Origin of the sequence: Lentibacillus sp. CBA3610, from assembly GCF_013373365.1 — a bacterium.
GTDB lineage: Bacteria > Bacillota > Bacilli > Bacillales > Amphibacillaceae > Lentibacillus.
Window position 1 is genome coordinate 3052250 of record NZ_CP035925.1, and the last position, 24431, is coordinate 3076680.

Annotated in this window: 28 protein-coding genes and 1 pseudogene; 12 read left to right on the forward strand and 17 right to left on the reverse strand. The window is 44.2% G+C overall.

Annotated features, from left to right (window positions below; all coding sequences use genetic code 11):
• Positions 1–36 precede the first annotated feature (36 nt).
• A complete protein-coding gene (locus Len3610_RS14955; protein ID WP_176448671.1) occupies positions 37–645 on the reverse strand; it encodes a hypothetical protein in 609 nt (202 codons plus the stop codon).
• A gap of 148 nt (positions 646–793) precedes the next feature.
• Positions 794–1174, reverse strand: coding sequence for a hypothetical protein (locus Len3610_RS14960; RefSeq protein ID WP_176448672.1), 381 nt, complete (start codon positions 1172–1174; stop codon positions 794–796).
• A gap of 344 nt (positions 1175–1518) precedes the next feature.
• Here Len3610_RS14960 and Len3610_RS21190 point away from each other — a divergent pair, with 344 nt between their 5' ends.
• The 6 genes from Len3610_RS21190 (at position 1519) to Len3610_RS14985 (ending at position 7752) form a co-directional block, all read left to right on the forward strand.
• On the forward strand, positions 1519–1830 hold the full coding sequence (locus tag Len3610_RS21190; RefSeq protein ID WP_255259641.1) for a hypothetical protein: 312 nt from the start codon (positions 1519–1521) through the stop codon (positions 1828–1830).
• A 222-nt stretch (positions 1831–2052) separates the two neighbouring features.
• A complete protein-coding gene (locus Len3610_RS14965) occupies positions 2053–3060 on the forward strand; it encodes a solute symporter family protein (RefSeq protein ID WP_255259642.1) in 1008 nt (335 codons plus the stop codon).
• The gene (locus Len3610_RS14970; protein ID WP_176448673.1) at positions 3057–4799 is read left to right on the forward strand and encodes a LytS/YhcK type 5TM receptor domain-containing protein; all 1743 of its coding nucleotides are present in this window, start codon (positions 3057–3059) and stop codon (positions 4797–4799) included. Before Len3610_RS14965 ends, Len3610_RS14970 begins: the two co-directional genes overlap by 4 nt.
• A gap of 17 nt (positions 4800–4816) precedes the next feature.
• The gene (locus Len3610_RS14975) at positions 4817–5578 is read left to right on the forward strand and encodes a LytR/AlgR family response regulator transcription factor (protein WP_369693591.1); all 762 of its coding nucleotides are present in this window, start codon (positions 4817–4819) and stop codon (positions 5576–5578) included.
• A 276-nt stretch (positions 5579–5854) separates the two neighbouring features.
• Entirely contained in the window at positions 5855–6217 is a 363-nt protein-coding gene (locus Len3610_RS14980; RefSeq protein WP_176448674.1) for a DUF485 domain-containing protein, read from the forward strand.
• On the forward strand, positions 6214–7752 hold the full coding sequence (locus tag Len3610_RS14985) for a solute symporter family protein (protein WP_176448675.1): 1539 nt from the start codon (positions 6214–6216) through the stop codon (positions 7750–7752). The genes Len3610_RS14980 and Len3610_RS14985 overlap by 4 nt, the downstream gene beginning before the upstream one ends.
• A gap of 133 nt (positions 7753–7885) precedes the next feature.
• Here the strand turns inward: Len3610_RS14985 and Len3610_RS14990 are convergent, their stop codons facing one another.
• The gene (locus Len3610_RS14990) at positions 7886–9142 is read right to left on the reverse strand and encodes a CynX/NimT family MFS transporter (protein ID WP_176448676.1); all 1257 of its coding nucleotides are present in this window, start codon (positions 9140–9142) and stop codon (positions 7886–7888) included.
• 202 nt (positions 9143–9344) lie between these two features.
• Here Len3610_RS14990 and Len3610_RS14995 point away from each other — a divergent pair, with 202 nt between their 5' ends.
• Together Len3610_RS14995 and yidC are read left to right on the forward strand one after the other, a co-directional pair.
• Positions 9345–9713: a hypothetical protein gene (locus Len3610_RS14995; RefSeq protein WP_176448677.1), complete on the forward strand. Its 369-nt coding sequence runs from the start codon at positions 9345–9347 to the stop codon at positions 9711–9713.
• 238 nt (positions 9714–9951) lie between these two features.
• On the forward strand, positions 9952–10479 hold the full coding sequence (yidC, locus tag Len3610_RS15000; protein ID WP_369693592.1) for a membrane protein insertase YidC: 528 nt from the start codon (positions 9952–9954) through the stop codon (positions 10477–10479).
• 143 nt (positions 10480–10622) lie between these two features.
• Here the strand turns inward: yidC and Len3610_RS15005 are convergent, their stop codons facing one another.
• The 6 genes from Len3610_RS15005 to Len3610_RS15030 form a co-directional block, all read right to left on the reverse strand.
• A complete protein-coding gene (locus Len3610_RS15005; RefSeq protein WP_176448678.1) occupies positions 10623–11408 on the reverse strand; it encodes an SDR family oxidoreductase in 786 nt (261 codons plus the stop codon).
• Between the two features lie 149 nt (positions 11409–11557).
• Complete coding sequence (locus Len3610_RS15010; protein WP_176448679.1) at positions 11558–13171, reverse strand: FMN-binding glutamate synthase family protein; 1614 nt, start codon at positions 13169–13171, stop codon at positions 11558–11560.
• 109 nt (positions 13172–13280) lie between these two features.
• Positions 13281–13607 carry a hypothetical protein gene (locus tag Len3610_RS15015; RefSeq protein ID WP_176448680.1) on the reverse strand — a complete coding sequence of 109 codons (327 nt, stop codon included), beginning with the start codon at positions 13605–13607 and terminating at the stop codon, positions 13281–13283.
• A 336-nt stretch (positions 13608–13943) separates the two neighbouring features.
• Positions 13944–14447, reverse strand: a complete 504-nt coding sequence (locus Len3610_RS15020; RefSeq protein WP_255259643.1) for a GNAT family N-acetyltransferase — start codon at positions 14445–14447, stop codon at positions 13944–13946.
• Between the two features lie 14 nt (positions 14448–14461).
• A complete protein-coding gene (locus tag Len3610_RS15025; RefSeq protein WP_176448681.1) occupies positions 14462–15079 on the reverse strand; it encodes a protease complex subunit PrcB family protein in 618 nt (205 codons plus the stop codon).
• A 135-nt stretch (positions 15080–15214) separates the two neighbouring features.
• Positions 15215–15385 (reverse strand): glycine zipper domain-containing protein, encoded by a 171-nt coding sequence (locus Len3610_RS15030; RefSeq protein ID WP_176446156.1) that lies wholly within the window; start codon positions 15383–15385, stop codon positions 15215–15217.
• Between the two features lie 236 nt (positions 15386–15621).
• On the opposite strand from Len3610_RS15030, the gene Len3610_RS15035 reads away from it, so the two are divergent.
• From Len3610_RS15035 to Len3610_RS15045, 3 genes are all read left to right on the forward strand, one after another.
• Positions 15622–15948 (forward strand): PadR family transcriptional regulator, encoded by a 327-nt coding sequence (locus Len3610_RS15035; protein WP_176448682.1) that lies wholly within the window; start codon positions 15622–15624, stop codon positions 15946–15948.
• Positions 15948–17105, forward strand: coding sequence for a DUF2812 domain-containing protein (locus tag Len3610_RS15040; protein WP_176448683.1), 1158 nt, complete (start codon positions 15948–15950; stop codon positions 17103–17105). Before Len3610_RS15035 ends, Len3610_RS15040 begins: the two co-directional genes overlap by 1 nt.
• Positions 17106–17211: 106 nt before the next feature.
• Complete coding sequence (locus tag Len3610_RS15045) at positions 17212–17379, forward strand: hypothetical protein (protein WP_176448684.1); 168 nt, start codon at positions 17212–17214, stop codon at positions 17377–17379.
• A gap of 11 nt (positions 17380–17390) precedes the next feature.
• On the opposite strand, the gene Len3610_RS15050 is transcribed toward Len3610_RS15045, so the two are convergent.
• The 5 genes from Len3610_RS15050 to Len3610_RS15070 form a co-directional block, all read right to left on the reverse strand.
• The gene (locus Len3610_RS15050; RefSeq protein WP_176448685.1) at positions 17391–17744 is read right to left on the reverse strand and encodes a hypothetical protein; all 354 of its coding nucleotides are present in this window, start codon (positions 17742–17744) and stop codon (positions 17391–17393) included.
• Positions 17745–17913: 169 nt separating this feature from the next.
• Complete coding sequence (gene coaW / locus Len3610_RS15055; protein WP_176448686.1) at positions 17914–18732, reverse strand: type II pantothenate kinase; 819 nt, start codon at positions 18730–18732, stop codon at positions 17914–17916.
• A 130-nt stretch (positions 18733–18862) separates the two neighbouring features.
• A complete protein-coding gene (locus Len3610_RS15060) occupies positions 18863–19303 on the reverse strand; it encodes a DUF4181 domain-containing protein (protein WP_176448687.1) in 441 nt (146 codons plus the stop codon).
• 23 nt (positions 19304–19326) lie between these two features.
• Entirely contained in the window at positions 19327–20349 is a 1023-nt protein-coding gene (locus Len3610_RS15065; RefSeq protein WP_176448688.1) for a C45 family autoproteolytic acyltransferase/hydrolase, read from the reverse strand.
• A gap of 142 nt (positions 20350–20491) precedes the next feature.
• The gene (locus Len3610_RS15070; RefSeq protein ID WP_176448689.1) at positions 20492–20854 is read right to left on the reverse strand and encodes a hypothetical protein; all 363 of its coding nucleotides are present in this window, start codon (positions 20852–20854) and stop codon (positions 20492–20494) included.
• A 373-nt stretch (positions 20855–21227) separates the two neighbouring features.
• On the opposite strand from Len3610_RS15070, the gene Len3610_RS15075 reads away from it, so the two are divergent.
• Positions 21228–22364, forward strand: a complete 1137-nt coding sequence (locus Len3610_RS15075) for a trans-sulfuration enzyme family protein (protein WP_176448690.1) — start codon at positions 21228–21230, stop codon at positions 22362–22364.
• Between the two features lie 45 nt (positions 22365–22409).
• On the opposite strand, the gene Len3610_RS15080 is transcribed toward Len3610_RS15075, so the two are convergent.
• The 3 genes and pseudogenes from Len3610_RS15080 to Len3610_RS21195 all read right to left on the reverse strand — a co-directional run.
• Positions 22410–23294 (reverse strand): dihydrodipicolinate synthase family protein, encoded by an 885-nt coding sequence (locus tag Len3610_RS15080; protein ID WP_255259644.1) that lies wholly within the window; start codon positions 23292–23294, stop codon positions 22410–22412.
• Positions 23295–23412: 118 nt separating this feature from the next.
• Positions 23413–24033 (reverse strand): hypothetical protein, encoded by a 621-nt coding sequence (locus Len3610_RS15085; RefSeq protein WP_255259933.1) that lies wholly within the window; start codon positions 24031–24033, stop codon positions 23413–23415.
• Positions 24034–24061: 28 nt separating this feature from the next.
• Positions 24062–24319, reverse strand: a pseudogene (locus Len3610_RS21195) (autorepressor SdpR family transcription factor); the annotation flags it as partial.
• Between the last annotated feature and the right edge of the window lie 112 nt (positions 24320–24431).

A 24431-nucleotide genomic window follows, 5' to 3' on the forward strand; every position in this document is an offset into this window, starting at 1 on the left:
CCTGATGCACTGTCCGACCTGTGTAACAGGAGTAGTTTAGTCTTTATTCTCCACGTTATCCCCATGATACGCCATTTCCTCATAGCGTTGCTGCTGGCGGTAACCGTACATGATGTTTCGGGCTGTCTTTTCGCTCTCCAGGCCTGAGCCGATCGCCCCGGCAACTGTTGCAATTGAGGTGACAAGCCATCCCAGTTTTATAAAATAACCAAACCCGGCCACATCCTCCAGCCCTGCAATTTCACTGAATAAATCCGGCGGTACGATAAAGGCAACCGCAGTCAGAAACAACACCATCAGCATCATGTAATACACGACGACAGCAACGGTAATGGTCAGGATTGTAGCTGTATTATACAATAATCTGAGTTTCCGATGGCTTTTTGTGCTTGGCTTTTCCCATAGCTTATGGGCAATAATCAGCCATACAATCATACCAGTAATAGCTGATAGGGTTAATATCAAAAAACGGCTCAATTCATACGATGCACTCAGCCGCCAAAGGGTGGGAAATATTAGCCCATATGCACCGGTGGCAAAGGCGACAGCCATCACGCGTTTAAATGACGGGATAATCGACCAGGGTTTGTTTGCATGCGTCATACCGAGCAGCAGCTTTAATCTGCCATATAACTTCGGCTTCAAGATAAAGCGTACATCCGTTTTTTCAACCTGATCAGGCGGTGTTATTTTACGGATTGGCGAAAGCAGAAACTTTCTATTAAGCAGGCCTTTATGGCTGTCGACAGTGTTTCCATTATGAATGAGCTGCCCATTTACCCTGAAATATAATTCAACCAGCTGGATAATGGTTTTCTTTCACTCTTTTTTTAACAGGGGCAGCCCGAAAGCCGGAATGGATATCTGTGCAAACGCCTTCGTTGTCATTAACATCCCCCAGTACTACACCCTTATTGGAGAAGATGGGCAAGTCAGTCAGGCACACTGTGTAATCCCAGTTATTTGCTTCTCTAATGGCTTCCGCCCGGTGAATCAGCTTGTCCACATTTTCAGCAGCACCTGTCAATGGATCACGGATCACACTGAATTCCCATGAAGTATCGCCATCAATATTCTCATTGAATTCTTCAGGTAAACTGCCGACCAATTCAGAAGCAATTGTTTCCGGAAGCTCGGGAGCCGGGATTAGTCCAACCGTTATCTTTTTTGCCAAAACAAAGCGCCCCCCTTACAGCAGTTTGATATGTCTTTAGTCATTCAAGTAGTTTTTGCTTTTAATCACCTTAGACATTCCCGATTTAAGAAGCTGGAAACCAGATTGAATCACTGGAGGTTACGACATCATTTATGACTCCGGATATTTATGGCTGATAATATCTTTATTCCACTCGTTATTATCAGACTTCCTTACGAAAGAGACGATTTAAGGTACGATTTATAACAAGATAATTTATTAAATTTTGAATTTTGCTCCTTTGCATACCCAGTCTTAAATAATGAAACCCGTTCATAAAGATAATGGTAAAGCAGTTACACGCGCTAAAAGAAGGTGAGCCTGTGAACCTGACTTATTTTCTGTTTTTCCTGTGCATTATTGTGTGCACGTTAATTATTACCTATTGGGCAGCCAAGCAAAGCAAAACGACGAGTCAATTTTATGTAGCGGCAGGCAGTTTAACCGGCATCCAAAACGGCATGGCGATTGCGGGGATTACATCAGTGCGGCTTCCTTTGGGGGATTTATCGGGTACCATTGCCATTAGCGGTACGACGGCTTTTATATGCGATTTGGCTTTTGGTTTCCTATTTGATTGTATTGTTTTCATTGCTGAACCCGTTCATCGTCTGGGTAAATATTCACTCGGTTGATGTAGTATGTTCGCGCTTCCCGTAACCGTACGTTGGATGATGGCGCAAATGGTGCGCTTATTATTTCGATTTCTTTTATATGATTCCCCATTGGTGGCTGCGGGGCTTTTGCTCCGGCTGCTATTGGATAATTAATTTCCGCATCTGTGCTGATCATCGGCAGCTTAATGACCATCTTATGTTGTGTTTGGCGGGATGTTTGCCACTTCATGGGTGCAAATTGTGAAAACAGTCGTGCTCATGTCAGGGACGTTTCTTCTCGCTTTAATTGTGTTTTCAGGATTTGACTGGAATGCTGCAGAATTGGTGGCCCAGGTGAAAACGGGTACACCATTAGACGAACAATTCTTCCTGCCGGGCAACTTATACAATGAGCCATTGGAGAGTCTGTCACTGCATCTTGCGTTAATTCTCGGAACAGCAGGACTCCCGCACATTTTGATCCGCTTTTTTACGGTACAGAATACGCGGGAAGTACGCAAATCACTGCTGACTGCCAGTTGGATTATTGGGAGCTTTTATATAATTGCCCTCGTTCTCGGCTTGGGTACTGTTGCACTGATCGGGTACCAGGAATTAGTGTCACTTGATCCCACGGGAAATCTGGCTGCACCATTACTGGCAGAAGAATTGGGTGGTGATTTTCTGATGGCTTTCATTGCGGCCATCGCGTTCACAACCATTATTGCGGTGGTTGCCGGCTTAGTGATTTCAGCAACGACTGCCTTTTCACATGATGTCTACTTCCACATTCTTAAAAAGGGACAAGTCACTGAAAAAACACAATTACGTGCCGCCCAATGGACCGCTTTCGTCGTTGGCCTTATCTCAACACTATTTGCGATTGGATTGGAAAATATAAATGTGACGTTCCTTGTTTCGTTAACGTTTATTGTGGCCGCCTCGAGTAATCTGCCTGTGCTGCTGTTTACGATTTATTGGAAGCGGTTTAACGAGGTTGGTGTGATGACGGGAATGATCAGTGGTTTGGTGGCTTCTCTAACGCTTTTGTTACTCGGTCCGCATATTATGAATCCGGAGGGAGGCTGGATTCCGCATGAACCGGTTATTCCATTAGCCAATCCTGGTATTATTGCGATTCCAATCGGTTTTTTAGGCGCATTTCTCGGATCGATTTTAACACAGCGATCAGCGCAAGCCACCACAGAATTTCGCCAATTTTACCTGAAGGCTCAGACAGGGATTGAAACGAGGGAAGATCGGCCATGAATCATTTAACGCTGATTTTATTCGAACGGCTGGGTTTAATACTCGTCATTGCCTTTGTGCTGACACGCACCCGTGGTTTCAGAACGCTGCTTGAGCGTGAGTTCAGCAAAAAGATGACACTTGTTCACGCCTGTGTGTTTGGCTTTTTCGGGATTGCCGGAACCATAACAGGTGTTGTCCTGGAAGGGGGGACAGTTGCTGCCAGGGACTTTGTCTGGACGCCTGTCAGTGATGGCCGGATGGTCGTCAGTTCAAGTCTTGTCGCTACTGTTATTGCCGGTTTATTGGGCGGCCCTCTTGTAGGTCTGGGTGCAGGTATTATCGCCGGTGTACATCTTTTTTTCCTCGGAGGCATAGGCTTTATTGCAAACAGTCTGGTCAATCCGCTGACAGGACTTCTGGCCGGCTGGACAGCCCGATTTTTCTCAAATGAGCGCGTCATATCACCAATGAAAGCATTATTTATCGGTGTCTTTCCGCCGGTTTTACATATGCATATGCTGTTAATTGCTGAACCAAATTCAGATGACATGATAGCAACCGTCAACACAATTGGTCTGCCGCTTGTGTTATCAAACAGCATTTCCATTGCCATTTTTACCGCCATGATCGGAATTGTGCTCAGGGAGCAGGAACATGAAGCAGCACAGGCGACCAGAAGGGCTTTAACCATTGCGGAAGAAGCACTGCCATTTTTAAGAAAGGATTCCTCCCATGAAATGGCTGCCGGAATTGCTGATTTACTCTATGACCGCCTGAAACCGGCTGCTGTCGCCGTAACCAATGAACACGAAGTTTTGGCGCATAGGGGAATGGGCGGCGATCACCATAAAGAAGGTGATTCGGTTCTGACGTCTTTATCTGTTCAGGCAATCGAAACACGTCAGATGCAGATGGCCTATTCGCGTTCGGAAATACAGTGCCGTTATGAAAATTGTCCCTTTGAGGCTGCTATTATCATCCCTATTATGGACAAGCATGAATCGACAGGCCTTATTAAGTTTTATTTCCAAAAAGCACAACACATCCGGCCGGTCGAGCTCATGCTGGCCCAGGGGTTAGGTGAATTGATCTCCAATCAGCTGAATACCATCGCAACGGAAAAACTAAAAACGCATATACGTGATGCGGAATTAAGAAATCTTCAGGCACAGATCAACCCGCATTTTCTCTTTAATACACTGCATCTGATTGCAGCACTTTTTCGGAAAGATCCGGAAAAGGCACGTCAGATCACGGTGCACCTGGCCCATTATATGCGTTTTAATATCGGATTGGTTTCGTCATCACTGGTACAGCTGGAAAAGGAATGTCAGCACGTTAAAGCTTATATCGAGATCATCCGGACACGCTTTTCCAGCCGCTTGACCATTCAGTTTTCAGGACCTGACGAGCTTTCTCAGATATCCATCCCGCCCTCAACCATTCAGCCACTGGTCGAAAACAGCGTCCAGCACGGTCTGGAGAACGTAACGGATGGCGGTGAAGTTAACGTCACAATGACGAAAGCCGATAATAATATCCTGATTTCCGTACGTGATAATGGAACCGGTTTTCCGGATGATGTTTTAGATGATGCCGGCTACACGCCACTTGCAAAAACTAACAACGGGGGCGCCGGGCTATATAATGTGAATCAGCGTTTAATCAATCTGCTTGGTGAATCGTCACGGCTGCATATACGCAATTTGCCTGACCGCGGAAGTGAAGTCTATTTTACAATTCCATATAACGATTAATGGAGAAAGAGGGTATAATGATGAAGACCATTCACGCCATGATTGCTGAAGATGAACAACTGGCACGGGAAGAACTCATCTACTTATTGAAAAAAGAACCTGATGTCATGCTCTGCCCAAGTGCTGAAACGGGCAAACAATTAGTCGACTTATATACTGAACATGAACCTGATGTTATTTTCCTTGATGTGCAAATGCCGGGAATATCCGGTGTTGAGGCAGTCAAGCAAATTGTTGAATTAGCCTATGTCCAAAGACCGTTATTCATTTTCACAACAGCATATGATGACTATGCGGTTGATGCATTCGAAATAGAAGCTGTCGATTATTTATTAAAACCTTACGATGATGACAGGTTTCAAAAGGCAATAAAGCGCGTCCGAAAACAAATGGAACAAAACGTCCTGACCAAAGACAAATCCCCAATATCCGCGAGTCAATCAGCTGGGTCCAAACTGCTTGTTGATAATGGCGATCGGATGATTGTGTTGTCACCGGATGCCATTTATTATGCCGTCCCGTCCAACCGTATGCTGGAAATCCACACTAAGGATGAGGTGATTGAAAGCCGGATGACCTTACAGGAATTAGAGGAAAAACTGCAGGGTCTCTCTTTCTTCCGGACTCACCGGAGCTATTTGGTCAACCTGAACTACGTCAAAGAAATCACACCTTGGATTAACGGGGCCTACAATATAACTTTGCAGGATAAACATCAGACCATATTACCGGTCAGCCGCTCAGCACGCAAAATTTTACTTGAGACATTTAAACAGTAACCATTCAACATTACATTTTAACTTTTCAAACATCATGACCAACAATTGATACAAAATCCCCCACAATCACCCCTAAAGTCATCTATACTCCTGGGTAAGCGTTTACAAAATGGCGGGGGTGATAAGTTCGGCTAATCTTATATTAATTACACATCAGGCTCAACCGGAAAGCCAGGAGATCTACCGACCATGGAAAAATAAAGTGACGTTTGAATGGGGGATTTTCCACGTCAACAGGAAATTCCCCTTTGGCTAATCCAATAAGGAGGTTCTGTTATGAGCGATGTAACTGACCAGAACACAAGCAATCGTCCCCACCAAACGATTGACTTCGAAAAGGTGGAACAAAGCGGACAGTTTAAAAGCTTTATGCAAAACAAGAAAAAATTCATCATACCTTACACGCTATTTTTTCTTATTTTTTACTTTTTATTGCCGGTTTTAACATCTTACACAACCTTTTTAAATACACCTGCCATTGGAGATATTTCATGGGTATGGTTGTTTGCATTTGCGCAATTTATCATGACGTGGGTTTTATGTACCATTTATGTGAAAAAGGCTGCTTCTTTCGATGAACAGGCAGAGCAGATTATTGAACAACAGATTGACAGTGGAGATGGGGGGAGAGCCTCATGAGTACAACCGTTATTGTTTTGTTTCTGGCTATTGTTAGCTTAACACTGGCTATTACGTTCTGGGCCTCGAGACAAACCCAGACAACCGGTGACTTTTACACAGCCGGCGGAGGCTTAACGGGCTTTCAAAACGGGCTCGCCATTTCAGGTGACTACTTATCGGCGGCTTCATTTCTTGGAATCGCCGGGTCGATTGCACTTTTTGGTTTTGATGGTTTCTTTTACAGCATCGGCTTTTTAATTGCCTATCTGGTTGTTATGTTTTTAGTGGCAGAGCCGCTGCGCAATCTTGGCAAATATACGATCGCGGATATGATCAATGCCCGATTTGATGCCAAAAAGGTAAGAGGCGCCGCGGCGTTGAGCACCATTACAATCTCCCTATTTTATATGATTGCCCAGCTCGTCGGGGCAGGTGCTCTTATCCAGTTATTGTTTGATATTCCTTATACGATAGCTGTTTTGATTGTTGGTGTCATGATGACCATTTATGTCCTGTTTGGCGGCATGGTTGCCACTAGCTGGGTGCAAATCGTCAAAGCAGTTCTTTTGATGGCTGGTATGCTGATTCTTTCATTCCTTGTTTTATGGCATTTTAACTTTAATATCGGCGCCATGTTCAGTGAGGCTAAAACAGCCACCAGTCACGGGGCGGATTATTTGAATCCGGGACTGCAGTATACAGTGCCGCTTGATACCATTTCCCTGATGCTGGCGCTTGTTCTTGGTACAGCGGGACTTCCTCATATTCTCATGCGCTTTTTCACGGTTAAAGATGCCAAAACGGCCAGAAAATCAGTTGTTACCGCCACCTGGATTATTGGAATTTTCTATGTGCTGACGTTGTTTCTCGGGTTTGGCGCAGCGATTTTTGTCGGTGAGGCAACGATTGTTGATGCGAATCCAGGCGGTAACATGGCCGCACCATTACTCGCCGAGGCAATAGGCGGTGAATGGTTGTTTGCATTCATTTCTGCTGTAGCCTTTGCCACCATTCTCGCAGTTGTTGCAGGTCTTGTCCTGTCGGGTGCGTCAGCGTTCGCCCATGATTTATTCGGCCAAATCATCAAAAAGGGCAAAGCTTCAGATAGACAGCAAATGCTCGCAGCGCGCTATGCCGCGTTGGGTGTAGCCGTACTCTCGATTGTCTTGTCATTGTTCGCCCAGTATTTGAATGTGGCATTTCTTGTCTCACTCGCTTTCTGTATTGGAGCAAGTGCCAATTTGCCGGTCATCCTGTACACCGTATACTGGAAGCGATTCAATACAACAGGTGCTATTACGGCAATCTTGTCCGGCCTGATTTCGGCATTGATTCTTGTATCCATAAGTCCAAGTGTCTTTTCGCCTGTAGAAGGTGAGGCATTATTTGTCGGAGATCCGATATTCCCACTCAGCAACCCGGCACTGGTCTCAGTCCCACTCGGCTTCCTTGGCGGTTATCTGGGCACCATACTCTCAGGTGGAACAGATGCCAAACGTTATGCCGAGGTTAAAGTGAAGGCACACACAGGCTATCGGGAAACAGGGAGTTAATCTCTATTCATCAAAGGCGACTGCTTTAGCGGCAGTCGCCTTGTATGTGTATGACTGTCATAATCACTTGAGGGTTGGCTCAATTCATTGCTATCAAATGTGTCACGACACTGGAATGCTACCGATAACTCTGTCAACGTACATCTTCCCTGGCATTTGCGTCATCACGTTCAGCCATTTCTGTAAATTCATCCCCAACAGTCCGATTCCGGCCAGCACCAAAACCGACAATCGCCATGGCCAGCGACACGAAAAGCATCATGATCAGCGGTATTTCCCAGCCCATGGTGATATCATTCAAAAAGCCGATAAAAATCGGTCCCAATGCAGCCAGAAAATAACCCAGCGCCTGTGCCATTCCGGATAACTCCGCCGCCTGCTGTGCATCACTTGTCCGCATACCTAAAAAGGCCAGTGACAATGGAAACAAGCCACCCATAGCAATACCAAGTAACGTGACACTCGTAACCATGATAAAATTGGATTGTCCGAACAATAATCCGGCCGTTCCTGCAAATGCCAGCAGACAAATGCCGACTGTCAGACCGCTTTGTGATTTCAGCTTTCCGGCAACTACCGGCAGCAAACTGGCCGGCAATCCGATAAATTGTGCATATGACAGCATCCAGCCAGCAGTCCCGCCGCTTGCACCATAGTCCTGTAAAATAACTGGAAGCCAGGCAATTATGACATAATACAATAACGCCTGCAGTCCGAGAAATACAGCCACTTCCCAGGCAAGACGCGATTTCCACATCCGCACATCGCTGGCCGCGACATAATGAACGCTCACCTCATTGGCGGATCTGCGCTGCTTGACAAAATAAATCCAGATGACAATTCCAGCTGCTGCAGGCAGTGCCCAGATAGCCAGAGACACCTCCCACCCCAAACCAGCCGTATTCGCAAGAGGCAGACTGACACCGGATGCCAATGCAGCCACGAACCCCATCGCTATCGAATAGACACTCGTCATGAGCGGGACCCGATTTGGGAACCTTTCCTTAATGACGCCGGGCAGAAGGACATTGGAAACAGCAATCCCCAGCCCAATCAGCACTGTCCCGCCAAAGAGGAACGGAACCATTGGTATCGAACGTGCCAGTATCCCAGCGAGAAGCACCATCATGCCGGCAATGAGCACGACTTCATTTGAGTACCTGGATCCGAGTTTAGGAGCAATCGGCGACATCACGCCAAATGCCACAAGCGGTAAACTGGTCAGGATTCCAACGCTCCAGCTGGCGAGTCCCATATCGTCACCGATGACGTTTGCCAATGGGCCAACAGAAGTGATAGCCGCGCGCAAATTAAATGCAATTACGACAATCCCGATAACAAGTAAAAACTGATTATAGCGTTTCATGTCCTCATATTGATAAATCCCCATAAAAAATGATGCTCCTTCCTCTTAACAGATTCCACATGCATCATGTCACACGAATTGATTTCTTTTGTATCCTAACTATTCCATATGATTGGTCAATTCAAACAAAAAAACTTCTTAAACCCGTACCCTTCCGATTATCATCACTTTGTAGTATCATACAATATGAAAGAATATTTGAATGCGACAAAGGAGGTGAATACAGATGATCATTGAAATGCTAAGTGAACTATTTGCCGAAACGTCTCCTTTATATTTTTATTTTAGCGTCTTTCTGTCTGTTCTCGGCCCAGTTAAGTTCACACAGTTCGGTTTGCATAAATTCATCGGACATGCACATGTGTCTACAAAAAAGTCCCATGCCATCCAAATCCAGTCCGCCCCAATTCAGGAATCAATCGGGGGGACGACGGACATCATGGACTGGATTGTGACAAAAGCCAAGCGAATTGATGCACCGGATGACGATACCGACGACCATACCTTCTCTTTTTTCAAAACAATGATGAAAAAACGAGGAGGACATAAATGGAACGAAAATCTGTATTCACATTTGCGAAAAAATATAGCCTGATTGGGACTGGACTGATCTTTATCATTTTCCTGGCAGGCTGCGGATCACTCGATGAGCCTATCGATGCTGACACGGAAGGGTTTTTCAATCACTTCTTTGTCTACAATTTTTCCCTTTTGATTAAGGGGCTGGCATCATTTTTGAATGGGAGTTACGGGCTGTCGATAATTATCATGACACTTATCATCCGACTTGCTGTCATGCCGTTCATGCTGAAACAGACGAGAGCAGTCTCGAAATGCAGGATAAGATGCAAGAACTCAAACCGGAAATGGACGAAATCCAATCTAAATACAAGGATAAAAAGGACAAAGAATCACAAATGAACATGCAGCAGGAGATGATGCAGCTCTATCAAAAGCACAATTTCAACCCGCTTGCATCATTTGCCGGATGTTTACCAATGCTGATTCAAATGCCAATTCTAATTGCTTTCTATTATGCGATTCACCGGACACCGGAGATTGCGGCACATCAGTTTTTATGGTTTGACCTGGGAGAAACCGACATGTTGCTGACCATCCTGGCAGTTGTCATCTATTTTGTCCAGTTTAAAGTATCGCAAATCGGCCTGGACCCACAGCAGAAAAAACAAATGGCCATAATAGGCATGATGTCGCCGATTATGATTGGCATTATCTCCCTGAATGCACCGGCAGCACTGCCTTTGTACTGGGCTGTCGGGGGATTATTCATTATTGGACAGACACTGATTACCAAGAAAATTTATTTGGCACACAAGATAAGAACCGCTGAAGCGTCCTAAATAGATTAAGCTTCATAAAAAATTCAAACAAGGAGATTGCCCAACTGCAATCTCCTTGTTGAATGTTCCGGGACTTACTTATAGGAAACCGGACAGGAGAAACAAAATACTTCTCATCTGCCCGGTTTTCATAAACTTCTAATTTAATATTTGTACGATTGTCCGCCGTCAATTGGAATGACAGCCGCGTTGATAAATCCGGCTTCGTCAGACAACAGGAAGGAAACCAGATTGGCAACTTCCTCAGGCTTTCCAAACCGTTTCATTGGATTGGAGCTAACGAAATCTTTACCTGCTTCCTCCCAATTGTCTTCACCGCCCATTTGTTTCAATGACGCTTCAACCATTGGTGTCATAATCGCACCCGGGGCAATCGCTTTAATGCTCACACCATATTCCCCATACTCAACAGCTGAATTCCGGGTCAGTCCGACAACACCGTGCTTGCTGGCTGCGTAACCTGATTGATTGCCGACACCACGGATTCCGCCGACAGAAGCTGTATTGACAACAGAGCCGGATCCTTGTTTTTTCATAACATCCAGAACATATTTCATCCCATAAAAGACGCCATTGAGATTGATGTTGACAACTTTTTGGAATTCATCACTGCCGTAATCTCCGGTCAGATTTTGTTTCCCTTCAATACCTGCATTATTGAAAAACCCATCAATTCGATCGTATGTTTTAACCGTTTCATTCACATAATGTTGTACTGCTTCTTCATTCGAAACATCAGCTGTCAGCAAAAGCACTTCCGCCTCAGGTGCAGCTTCCTTTACTTTTTTCTGCGTATCCTGTAAACCGTCCTCGTTTAAATCGACCAACGACAGTTTAGCGCCTTCTTTAGCCGCTTTAATAGCTGCAGCCTGTCCCAAACCTGAACCACCGCCAGTAATTAATACAACTTGGCCTTCAAATCTGCTCATGAGAATCCTTCTTTCTTTTTGTGTTTTCAGATATGTTTTAGCGATAATTTATTTTTAATTAAAAACATCTGAATTCAGATTAATTATATGCCTGTTTGTATTTCCGGTCAATTAAAATGCTCTTATCGCGGGCCGTGTACTATTTAAATTTACGCATTCATAGACCCTTCACCACCCGGCTCGATCATCGACTGGTAAATGTCATCAAGCGACCACGTTTTGCCTTTCTCATCCTTATACACCACATGCTCGCGCTTAAAATGCAGTGGCGATTCAAGTCCCGCGGCCGCTGCTACCCGGTATAATCCTTTGCGCATGGAAATCAAGTAATTGGCGGTCCGGTGTTTCTTTTCGTCAACAACAAGTGCCTTTTGTAAATCCGGATCGGTCGTGGCAACACCTACCGGGCAAATATTGGAGTGGCATTTCAACGTCTGAATGCACCCGACCGTGATCATAAATGCGCGGGCAATATTCACAAGGTCAGCACCCATGGCCAGGGCAATAGCCACCCGATCAGGCGAGTACAGTTTCCCGGCAGCAATGATTTTCAACCGATCCCGGACACCATATTTTTTTAGTGCGTTGTCGACCAGAGGCAGGGCCGAGTTAATTGGCAGACCGACACTGTCGGTCAGCTCCTGATATGAGGCGCCCGTACCGCCTTCACTGCCATCGATTGTGATGAAATCAGGCCCTTTACCAGTGTCGCGGATCGCTTTTGCCAAATCATCTGCTTCGAAGTGACTCCCCACGACGATTTTCATACCGACTGGTTTTCCGGAATGGTCCCTCACACGTTCAATAAAGTCAAACAATGAAGGAAAATCACCGAATTCCGGAAAACGGTTCGGGCTGTCGATAGACGTAAACGGTTCAACCATCCGGATCCGTGCTATTTCTTCGTTCACCTTCTCAGCATCAACATGCCCACCGCGTGTTTTCGCACCCTGGGCTAATTTCACTTCAAACGCCTTTAGCTGTGGAATCTGACTTTTTTCCTTAAGCTCATCCCAATTGAAATTGCCTTCCTTATCCCTGAGTCCGAACATTCCAGGGCCAATCTGCATGATAAGATCGGTGCCGCCTTTTAAATGATAATCCGATAGACCGCCCTCTCCTGTATTCATCCACGTACCCTGGGCAATCCCAAGCCCTTCTGACAAAGCTGTAATCGCCCGTTCACCAAGCGATCCATAGCTCATTGCCGACATACCAATCTGCCCGCGCAGTTTAAACGGCTCCCTGCAATTCTCGCCAATCACAATCGTATCTTCTTCATCAAGCAGATAAACCGGCGACTTCTCTTCTTCCAAATGCTCTTCCCGCTGCGTAAACAACGGATCTTTGGTCAATAAATAGCGATTAGTCGTCACTTTTGACTCCCTGTCCATTTCCAATTCCTCAGTCAATTTCGGAAACATGCTATTACGGATAAAATAACCCTCTTTTTCAAAGTCGCGCTGGGAGCCAAATCCTTCAACATCCCGTTTATATTTTGCTTTTTTCACGATATGCCCGAACTCTTCCCGCGAAATCGGTTTGCTTTCACGGTCATTGTTGAAAAAATACTGCCGCAGCTCCGGACCGATTTTTTCAAAAAAATAGCGTGCCCGGCCAACAACCGGATAATTGCGGAGCACCGGATGCTGGCGCTGTGTACGGTCGACAAAGTATATGTATATGCCAATGCCCAAAAGGATAAGCACAATGATTGAAACAACAACAAACCCTATCACTGTCATAATATCTGCTACGTTCATTTGTCTGGTCCCCACCTTTTTTATAAAAACTCTATATATTTAGGGTGTGTTATTATGTGTGAAATATCCATAATGGGAAAATCCAATAAAAAAACAGCAATGATTTATCTCACTGCTGCCTGCTTAAACCTTTCACTTCTGTTTCGACGTTGAATACACGATTGTTCAGAGTATCTGTTTTATCATCAAAATGGCCAATGATTTTTTCAGTATAGTCACCTAAGCTGGCTACCATGTTTTTTTGAAGCCTTTCCTGACCGTCTTCAATTCTTTTCTGCCCCTGTTTCAAATCAGTTATATCTGTGCGCATATCAGTCATCCCTGTACGCATATCAGTCATCTCTGTGCGTACGTCCGTTACATCTGTGCGTACGCTGTCTAAACCCGTCCGTAATTCCTTCAATTCACTTAAAATCTGATTTAACGTTTCTTCCATCGAGCTTCTCCCCCTCCTCGTTTAGGTTATTATACCACTGGCGGACAGAAAAGACCACAAATCTGTCAATTTATCCAAGCTCTATCTATCCCAAGCCTCCACCGGCCTTGATGCCGTTAGTGATTAATCCAATGCTTATGGAAAACTACAGCGATTTTGGTCTGATCTAGAGCGGTTCCTGCTTTAACTACAGCGATTCTCACTTTATCTACAGCGATTTTCCATCAATCTATAGCGGCGCGCTGCAAACTACAGCGATTTCACCCGAATCTACAGCGCAAAAAGGGGAAAATATCCATATCGTCTGGTTTATCCACCTTGTACCTCAGCCAGAAACTACACCAGCTTGTACATATAATATTCATTCGCTGGCTTCCCATCGATCATTAATGAATGGACTTTCTCGCCTTCAATCTGGAAGCCCATTTTCTGATAAAGCTTAACGGCCTTCACATTATCTTTTATGACCGTAAGTTCCAGCCTTGATATGCCATTGGCTTCGGCCCAATCAAAGACTCTCATAACAAGCTTTGTTGCGATGCCCTGGCCGTGAAACGCATCATGAACACCCAATGCGAGGTATGCCGAATGACAATTCCGTTTCATTTTACCGCCAAATGCCGCTATAAAACCGGCGAGCCCGCGATCGGCTTCCGCTACAAAAAAGACTGACCGCGACTCAGATCCAATTCTTGTGATAGCTTCCTTTTGCTGCTCGACGGTTGTTTTCCGTTCGCCGGGCTCATGCAGCATGAATCCGGATTCATCAATTCGTTTACTCAATTCCAGAAATTTTTCCGCATCACTTACGTCAATTGGCCTAACCCTCAGGTTGGTCACTTCCCTTCATACAGCTATTCTTTGATTTCTCCATCACTCGTTAGCTCCTCTGGTGAAACGAGCACGCTTTGGCCTCCATCACTTGCCTGTTGTTTTGATGAATCATTGTCATCAGGTTGATCCTGGCTTTCTTTCAGTTCACCTGATTTTGCCGGTGAATTAAACTGGAAACCATATTCAAGCTCGCGGCCCAATTCCGCAATCGCCATTGGGTAAGTGAGTGCTTGTATATTAAAGCTTCCTTCCTCCGGTTCAGTGACATTATATGTGACCTCAACAGTTCCAGGACCTGCTTCAGATTCAGGGGAAACAATTTTGGAGAGCTGTATTTGTTCAATTTCAACATGATAGCCACCAGTTGATTTTTCACCCAGTAAAATGATCACATAAGTCTTCCCGTCCACATGGAAAACCTTTTTCGCTTCCTCAGACCTGTTCTTTTCAATCCATTTTCCAATCCTGTCCGGCGCTTCATCAACATCAATCGTGCTGAACGGTAGATCCGTTTGTTCCCTGGTAATTGGTCCTTCTCCATTCATTGTATCATCCTCCGTTGTTCCTGACCCGCAGCCAGTTAATAATAGGACTGATAAAATCATTAGCATGAAGTTGTTCATAGCATTCCGTTCCATAACCGATACCCCTCTTTCAGCTATAGTACTTATTCCAGCTGAATCCCGTGAACCCTTTTAAAATTGAACAATTAATCCCGTTGAACCCGTTCGAGCAGTTCTTTTTCGTTTTGAATCTTCATCGTTAACCCCTTATCATTTTTTCTTCCCATTTCCCATAGAAGCTCCAACCCCGGCGCCTATAGCAATACCAAGCGTCATGCCAATTGCAGGATTATCAAACAACAACCCAAATGCCACACCAACGCCGACACCCAGGCACATCCCTATAGCCATTTTATTTTCGGATTTATCGTTATTGCTCACAGTAATCCCCCCGAATTGGTCGTTGCTTTTCTATCATTATAATACGAACTGGATTAGTTTTCAGTTCCGTTTTTTGAATCTTTCCGCCAATTATATGCGGAGATTAACGACCCACTCCTGATAGTTCAATTCACTGTAACTGCCCAGAATTAAAAAGTATACGAATTGAAATTATTATTGTTATGTATGTCGCATCGTGATATAGTCGTGGTGTGACATATTAAAGGATGAAACAAATGAAACAGACAAAATTAATGAAATCATACATCCCCATGACCGAAACCGCATTTTATATCCTGCTGTCGCTGACTGAACCCCGTCACGGATACGGGATTATCAAGCATGTTGAACACCTGACAAATGGACGGCTACGACTGGGGTCCGGGACGGTTTATGGAACACTGACGAAAATGCAGCGGGACAGTCTTATTACTGTCTATGCCGATGAAAAACGCAAAAAGATTTACGAAATCACCGATGCAGGCCGAAACGTCATACATAAAGAAATTGACCGGCTGAAAGAGCTGCACGCAAATGCCGTAAAATTTGAGGAGGCCTTTTAATGATGCTGAAAAAGTTCAAGCCATTCTGGAGTTATGACATCACGAAAACGGAAAATTGGCTCACTTCCATGGCAGCACAGGGATGGCATGTTGGCGAACTGAACACCGTAACCCGGCAATTCTTTTTTGAAAAAGGGGAACCTGCCGATGTGACATTTCGTATTCAATATGAAACGGATGAACTGTCTTCAGCGTTGACGGATGATGGATGGCAGGACGTATTTCAGCATAACAAGTGGCATATTTTACGTAACGGGAAACCGGTACAAGATATCAGCAGATTTCCGGTTCGGGATGGTATCATCAAGCGCAACAAAATAGTTATGAATATATTTGGCGGTATCTTTCTTTATCATCTCTTAACATTTATTATTTTTCTTTTTATAAGCGGATCCATTCTCCTATTGAGCGAGGGCGGGAGTTTCAATGTGGAAGGAAGCCCTTTTTGGGTCATAACAATTGCTGCCTGGATTCTGATGTGGACATTCGTGCCATACTCAGCGATTAAACTTTATCGATCTGTCAAACAGCTTTCCGAAAACCCTGAAGTCACTGAATTTGATATGATCTCCGCCAGTAAATCAGCAGGCAACGTGAAAACAAAGTGGAAATTTGGCTGGAATTATGAACCTGATAAGTTGAAACAGTGGCTTGAGAAAATGGAACAAGATGGCTATAACCTAGTTCGCATCAGCATGGCTGGAGTCCGATTTCATTTTGTAGCAGGAAAACCGCGAAATGTCAGCTATAACGCCGATTACCAAACCACTCGCAATCAAAATTATTTTGCGATACACAAAGAGGCAGGGTGGCGACTGATGTATACGAGTGGTTCTTTCCAAACCAAATGGGCCATCTGGGCTAAAGAATACCAGGACAGTGAAGAGCCGCCGCAGCTGTACAGTGACAGTAAGCATATGCTGAAACATGCCAGAAGCGTTACGATAACCCATTTGGCGATATTCAGCCCGCTTATTGCTATGTACATCGGCTTGATTGTCATGAACATCCATCTCGCCCAAACCGGTGGAATAGACACATTGAGTTGGTTCAATACTATCTTGTTTGGGATTGTCATTATTGAGTTCGGCTTGATCTGCCTGAAGTCAGGTTTGTATTATCGGCGAATGAAACAAAAAGTGGCTGGGGTTGATTAAAGGTCTCCTTTTCTTTCAAATGGATATATTCCTATAACCACGAACGGGTTAATCCTTCTTCCTTTTTATAAAGAAATTCGACATAAGAATCAGGACGGCACCGATTATGATCGCGGGTGCAGAAAAAGAAGCGAAAATTTCGGGTCCATCTGAAATTGTACCCAGTGTTTCATTAAATACTATTCCAAAAATAAAAAGTAAAAAGCCTGTAAAAAAAATGATGTTGCCAAGCCGGGAAAGTTTCCCCATCGTTCCATCCCCCCAAAATCCATAGTAACTATTGATTCATTCCTGCTCAGACACACTAGTGCCTGTCTGTTTATGATAGGCTTCCATCAATTTATCCCGTCGGACGAATAATGTTATAATAAGAGCTGCTTCACTGACAACAAGCAAAATTGCTCCCAATACCAGGCCGCCGAAAAAGAGCTCCTCATTTATCCCCCAAGAATAAAGAAACCAGCCAAATATCGCACACACCCATAAAAATAAATTAATAAAACCCGCGACAAAAACCTGGGATCCGAACCAGCCGGTCATTTCAATCATTTTCCAACCATACAGGTAACTGACAGCCAATGCCATAACAATAGCGATAATAAAAATAATGATAGCTGGACTACTGCCTTCTAAAGTCATGCTACATGTACACCTGCCATTTTACTTAAGAAATATCAGCTTCAGAAATCTATTCCCAGTGAAATATAATATTATTATATCAGATTTATCCATTTCTACTCGATCGGATTTAGCGGTTTTCACCTTGAATCTAGTTCGATCAAATAACCAGCCTTCCAACTCAGCAATATTAGTCAATCGCCAACAACGCGCCAACGGCCCCACTGTATTCACCGTTCTGTAAAAACACCGGTTCCTTTCCAATCATCCTTGTATATGTTTCTATAATCTCCTGCAAAAGTGGATTGGAGCGGAAAGATGACCCGATATAGACAATCGTCTCTGTATTATATTGCACGGCCAGTTGACTGCTGATTGTCACAATCACTTCCCCAATGAGACCAATGATGGATGCCAGTATATCCGGTTCGGAAGGCGGTTGTTCAATCATTGTTTCTGTTTTCCCGAAGTTGCTGGCGGTCAAATCACCGGAAATGGGCGGCACCGCTCCTTCAAAAATATCCTTCACCTTGAGATCGACATTTTCCCGATTACCATCGCCGGCAGTCTGAATGATCGTTTCATAATCTTTCATACCGGTTGTCAAATGAGCGAGCCCGAGCAATGTACCGCCGCCGATACCGGAGCCGCCAACCCGCTCCTGCTTTCCATCATTCACATAATGTATCGATGTTCCGGTGCCCACATTCACAAATAGAAAATGATCGTCCAATGGGCGGTTTTCCTGATCTGCCAGATAGGCAATGCCTTTTGTGGTGGCATCGAATTCGACGACGGATTTTGCCGAAACATCCAGTCTCTCTACCAGTGCATGACTTTTCCCGCCGGTGATACATATGGCAGGATTTTCAAAATGATTGGTAATCCATGATACGACATCATCCATAGCCCGTGACGGAAACGACTGATAGTGAATCCTTTCATTTTCCGGATATGCTATTTTAATGAGTGTCCCCCCGGCATCGATGCCTATTTTTGTTTGACTCATATTATTGTTGACCTCCGTGTTTAAATTGAAATACGTTGCTGGTGTTTTCCTGGCCATTTATTGGTGACTTTATCGGCGCACTCCGCATTCTATCAACGTATTTTACTCTTACATATCAACACTTTCCCTCTTAAAACGCAAACAATCCAAACCCACCTGATTCCAGCGCAAAGTAGGTGACAGCAAGCAGAAATACCAATTGGCTGATCGTAAACAGATAATCATTGCTTTCCTTTTTATATTTCCACTCCATGACCGCACGAAAGACTTCACCAAGCGCCGCTAATAGCACGGAAGCGATAAACAATACTAACGAATAAGACTGGTGCGGCATATGTCCAATTCCTAAAATGGCAATGACAATAATCACAGCAACACTTATTCCCCTTATAATCCAGTCACCTTTTCTATGGACCGAATTGATATGGTCATTGCCTGCGAAAAATTTCCTGCGCTCAACATTCAGCACCTTACGCATGATCGTATTGAAACAATAGATCAGCAGCACCAATCCACCTATAAGTCCCAAGAATTTCAGCCAGAAATCAGGCCCAATTCCCATATGATCCATAAGTCATCACTCCCATCTGCTGCTTACTGTTCGGTTTGCCCTATTTTACCGTGCAAATTGTAAACACGCATATTTTTTCCCGCAACCCATTTGTCAAAATCAATATCAAGCACCTGATCACTTTGGGCTATAGCGGTCAGTATCCGTGAATCCTCGTAGCCATACGAAAATGTGTGCAGCGTACCAAACAAATCATCATAATCCGTATAGAAAAGCGGTGATGCGTTACTCCGGAAATGGTCAAATGCTTCTTCCTGCGGCAGCTTTTTGCCGTCCATCGTTTGCAAATATGTATGGCGATCAACAGAGTGAGTGAAATCAGGTCCGTTTTTATTTTGCAGGGACTCGTTCTGAAAATGATTAACACACGTCAAAAACGATTGGTCACGCCGGATCACCACGTCATCCGGACTTGCCTCAATGACAGCACTTCCGCCTTGATCCCCTATGGAAAAATTATAGCAAGCAGCATGCGGAATCGCCTTCAGCATATCGATTGCTTCCGGGACTGTCGAGCACGTATCGAGTACCATCCGCACCGCCGTCCAAGCCGAAATGCCGGTTGTATAGCCATGATTGCTCACGAAATGAAGACCCGCGACAAGCCCATGCTGATTGACACCGTCATGTCTGCCGAGCACCTGCAGATTGTACCCCGCTGATGCAAACGCTTCTTCCGGCTGAACCAGGCTGAAATAACCGTCATAAAGATCGGGCGAAAAATCGTAATTCCGAACATAATAAGTATCCGTGAGCATGGCCGAACAGCCCAGCGCTCCTACTTTCGGAAGGTTATACCCACTGAACAGTGCAGCCGCTTTTACCCATGGAATCTTCAGACCATCCGCCAGCCCTTCCAGCTCATCCAGCAAATGCGGTGCAAACGACCGGTAAATAGCCTTCATATTGTCCACATCAATTACCGGGCAGGTTATGTTTTCAAACATCTGTGGAATACGGGTGCCAATCAGCTTCCGGCCAAGATTCAGCCCGATTTGATACGAACTTCCTCTATATTGAAATATATTCACAGTAAAATCAGACATATCGCATCTCCTTTAAAATCCGACATTAACTGATTCGATAAGAATATTTGAAATTCCTTTATTTTGTACGGATGAAAGTGTCTGAAGTTTTCATTTTCCCGATGAAAAACCCCGGGATCATCTGTCAAATCCTGGGGGTAAATTACATATTCTTCAGTTTTTCTATTTCCGTCCTTTCAAGATGCGTCAAACCAACAATACGCTCAATCGAAATATTCTTTCTCAGCATTTCAACAGCTGCTTCTTTTCTGGTTTTTTGTTCGCCTAATTTTCTTCCTTTCTCCTCATAGGAAATTGTCACACCCAATTCCTTTCGATAGAACTCAGACTGCAATTCCTCTACTTTTTCCCTTTCAAGGTGCGTGATCTCCATAATAACGTCAAATATATACCCTTTTCTGAACATTTCTATGGCAATCTCCTGTTTTGCTTCCTCCTCACCTTCTTTCTTACCCTTTTCCTCATATCCTGTTATCAATTCCATAATCTTTTCATCGTCGTTCATCTCACCTGTGACCCCCATTTATTAAGAGTTAGAATTATCCGTAAACTCAACAAATATTATTAGCAGGATTTGACTGTGAACATCTCCCCATTGATAAAGGGATGATTCTCGCCTCGATTGCTAACCTTATTATAGCAGAAGTCACTAATCGGAATAAGGGTTCGTATAATTATTTTTCTAAAAATTTTTGTTTTCCCTGGCTGTTTTGCTGCATCTTCCCACAACTAGGCAATTTACAGACGCCTCTAAAGTTCATTTATTTTAAATTGTATCTTTTTAGATGTCAGGTTATATTATACTATATACTTAAAGAACTATTTTCAGATACATTGAGACATACCATCACAACCATTTTTGAAAGCGGGGAATAACGATGCGTTTTGAAACAAAAACGATTCACGCCGGCCGCTCAGTGGATAACACAACCAGTGCGGTAACGATGCCAATACATCTCTCAACCACGTTCGAACGGGCTGAAGATGGATCGTATCCAAATGAATTCGTCTATAGTCGTGAAAATAATCCGAATCGCCGGGCTCTGGAAGAATGCCTCACATCGCTGGAGGACGGGTATGACTGTGTCTCGTTCGCATCAGGGATGGCAGCCATCTCGTCTGTAATCGAAGCGCTTCCTGCTAATAAACCACGCCGGGTGATTATGCCGAACGATATGTATTATGGGATCCGTTCTCTACTTTCAGACACGGATATCGGTACAAATTTCGATATCGACGTTATTGACATGACAGATCTCAATCAAGTTGAGGAAGCGGTCAAAAGAGTGCCAACCGGATTGGTATGGATCGAGACACCATCTAATCCGCTTGTGAAAGTTACCGATATTGAAGCTATTGCCAAAATAGCACAGCAGGCCGGGGCTTATACTGTCGTTGACAATACGTGGGCAACGCCGGTTCTGCAGCGTCCACTTTCCCTTGGCGTTGATTTCTCGGTCCATGCCGCGACGAAATATATTGGCGGTCACAGTGATCTGATGATTGGTGCAGCTGTCGCAAGAACCGATAGCCCGATGCTCACCAATCTCCGAGCCTGGCAGCATTCAAAGGGTGCTGTGCCTTCTCCATTCGATTGCTGGCTTGCATTGCGTGGTGTGCAATCACTTGCCCCGCGTATGACGACCCACTGTTCCAATGCATCGGCCATTGCGGATTTTTTAAGTCGTCATCCGAATGTCGAAGCTGTTCATTATCCTGGTCTTGCTAGTCATCCGGGTCATCCTATTGCAGCACGGCAAATGAGCTCATTCGGTGGCATGCTGTCATTTCAAGTGAAGGGTGGTCAGCGTGAGGCAATGGCTGTTGCTGCAAATTTACGATTGCTGATTCGTGCGACAAGTCTGGGTGGAACGCACAGTCTTATTGAACACCGTGCTTCCGTTGAAGGCAGTACAACGACAGCGCCGCCTAATCTCTTACGTCTATCGATCGGACTCGAACACGTCGATGATCTCAAAGAGGATTTAGCGCAGGCGCTGGACCAGGTAACGTGATATGTCAATCAGGGGGGAGTGCTTCTTTTCCCCCTGTTTCAATATCTAATTACCAATCGGACTTCTGCAAATGCCAAGCGGGATACCTTTTTGGTTAACCATGTCTTTCACGTTTACGATAGGATTTCCTTGATAAACCTGTCCCATAATGGTTTCTATCTTCACGCTTTCTTGTTCCGTCATGTTTTGATTCGTAAGCATTTTATGAAACCATTGGGAGATTTCCACAGGTGCTGCATTGCCAGCAATTGACGATAGACGGTTAATCCCATAAGACACTTTTTCCTCTAAATCCTCTTCGCCCCCTGCATAAAAATAAAAGTCCTCTCGTTTAATATCGCTTTTTAACTGTTTGACCTTTTCTTCACCACCAGCATCTTTCACACCCATCACAAATTCTGTCTTGCTTAAATGCGTAATACTTTGTGCTGATAAGTCAAATCCGGTTCGTTTTGGGTTGTTATATAAAATAACAGGTTTTTGACTCAGGTTAATAACCTTTTCTGAATAAACGAGTGCTTCTTCCTGCGTCGGTACAACATAAGGCGGATAGCCAAGCATAATACCGGATATCGGCGTATTTTGAATTGTTTTAGCGAGTTCTTCTGCTTCCTTCTGTCTAATCGACGATACGCCAAATATGATTTCCATATGATTCATAAGTTCTGTTTCCGATACTATCCCATTCACTAATTCGATTTTCTCTTTAAGAGTCAGACTATGCTGTTCGCCGGTCGTACCTGAGACAAGCACAGACTTGACACCCTGCTGATACAGATCTTTTACATGTTCGATGGTTCCCTGAATATTTAAGGATTCATCTTGATAAAACGCTGTTGGTACAGCAACATGAAAGGCTTCTCTTAGCATAATGATCCCCTTTGTACTTTTATCCCTGCTTGGTGTACTCAGTGGTTTTTGTTTGTTCATATTATCATGCATGAAGACTCTAAAAAGATTTTGCATGTTCTTGTGTTACGGCTGTTAACGATTATCTGATTTGACATTTTTCTGATTGGCACTTTAATCATTCACCAGGAATTATCGGTTAATGCTTGGCGTTTGCAGCATAGGATATGTTTTTCAAAACAATCTTCACCTGTAAAAATGCACTAACAATCATAATCAATGTAAAACTGATGGTATGAAGGTATGCTGGGATGAGCACAATTAGTGGAAGAATAAGCCCGGTAATGAAAAAAACCAAACCCAGCTTTTTCGTCAGCCCCCTGACCTTCTTGGGATCCTTAATGGCAATCGATGCAGGAAAGGAATAGTCCTTATCCAGGCGCGGGAGCTGGTTCCCGATGATAATATAGATCCAGGCAACCAGGAAGGCGATCCCAACATAAGGTGTTGCGATCCACCCATCCGCGTATCCATACAATACCACCTGCACGCCAAATAGAAGAAACAATACATTGTTTTGAACCGTTTGGAAAAGCGGAATATGTTTTGGACCTATACTGTTAAAATAGCGTAATCCGAAAAACAAAGCAAAAATGCCGACAGAGAGAAGCGGGAAAAATAGAGCTGTCTGTAATTCTCCAAAATTCATCGGCTGCCCCGTAATCCAAAACCCAATAGATACATCGTTTTCTGCATGTAACATCACAGGGGTTACTATAGTCGCAAGTATCCATATCATCGCCCATCCATTTTTCTTCATCAACTGACTCCTTCTGACTCAATTTTTGTAACCATAAGACCACTTTATGAAATAATGTCATATTTAACGAATACACGACATATTGCCCGCGTTTCTCACGATACACAAGATCTGCACCGTGCAAGAGGCTCAAATGATTGGAAATACTTGGTTTCGTCATCTCAAAGGCGTCAGCAATTTCCCCCGCTGTCATATCTTTTTCCCGAAGCAATTCCAGAATATCTCGACGTGTATCATCGGCGAGTGCTTTAAAAGTACGTGTAGGATCCAATTTGGTTTTCTCCATTCATTATTTAGGAAAATATCTAATTACCTAAATAATACATGGAAAATAATCTAATTGAAAGAAAATTTATTAAAAAATTCCGTGGTTTTTCTTCATCCTTCCGATAATATAT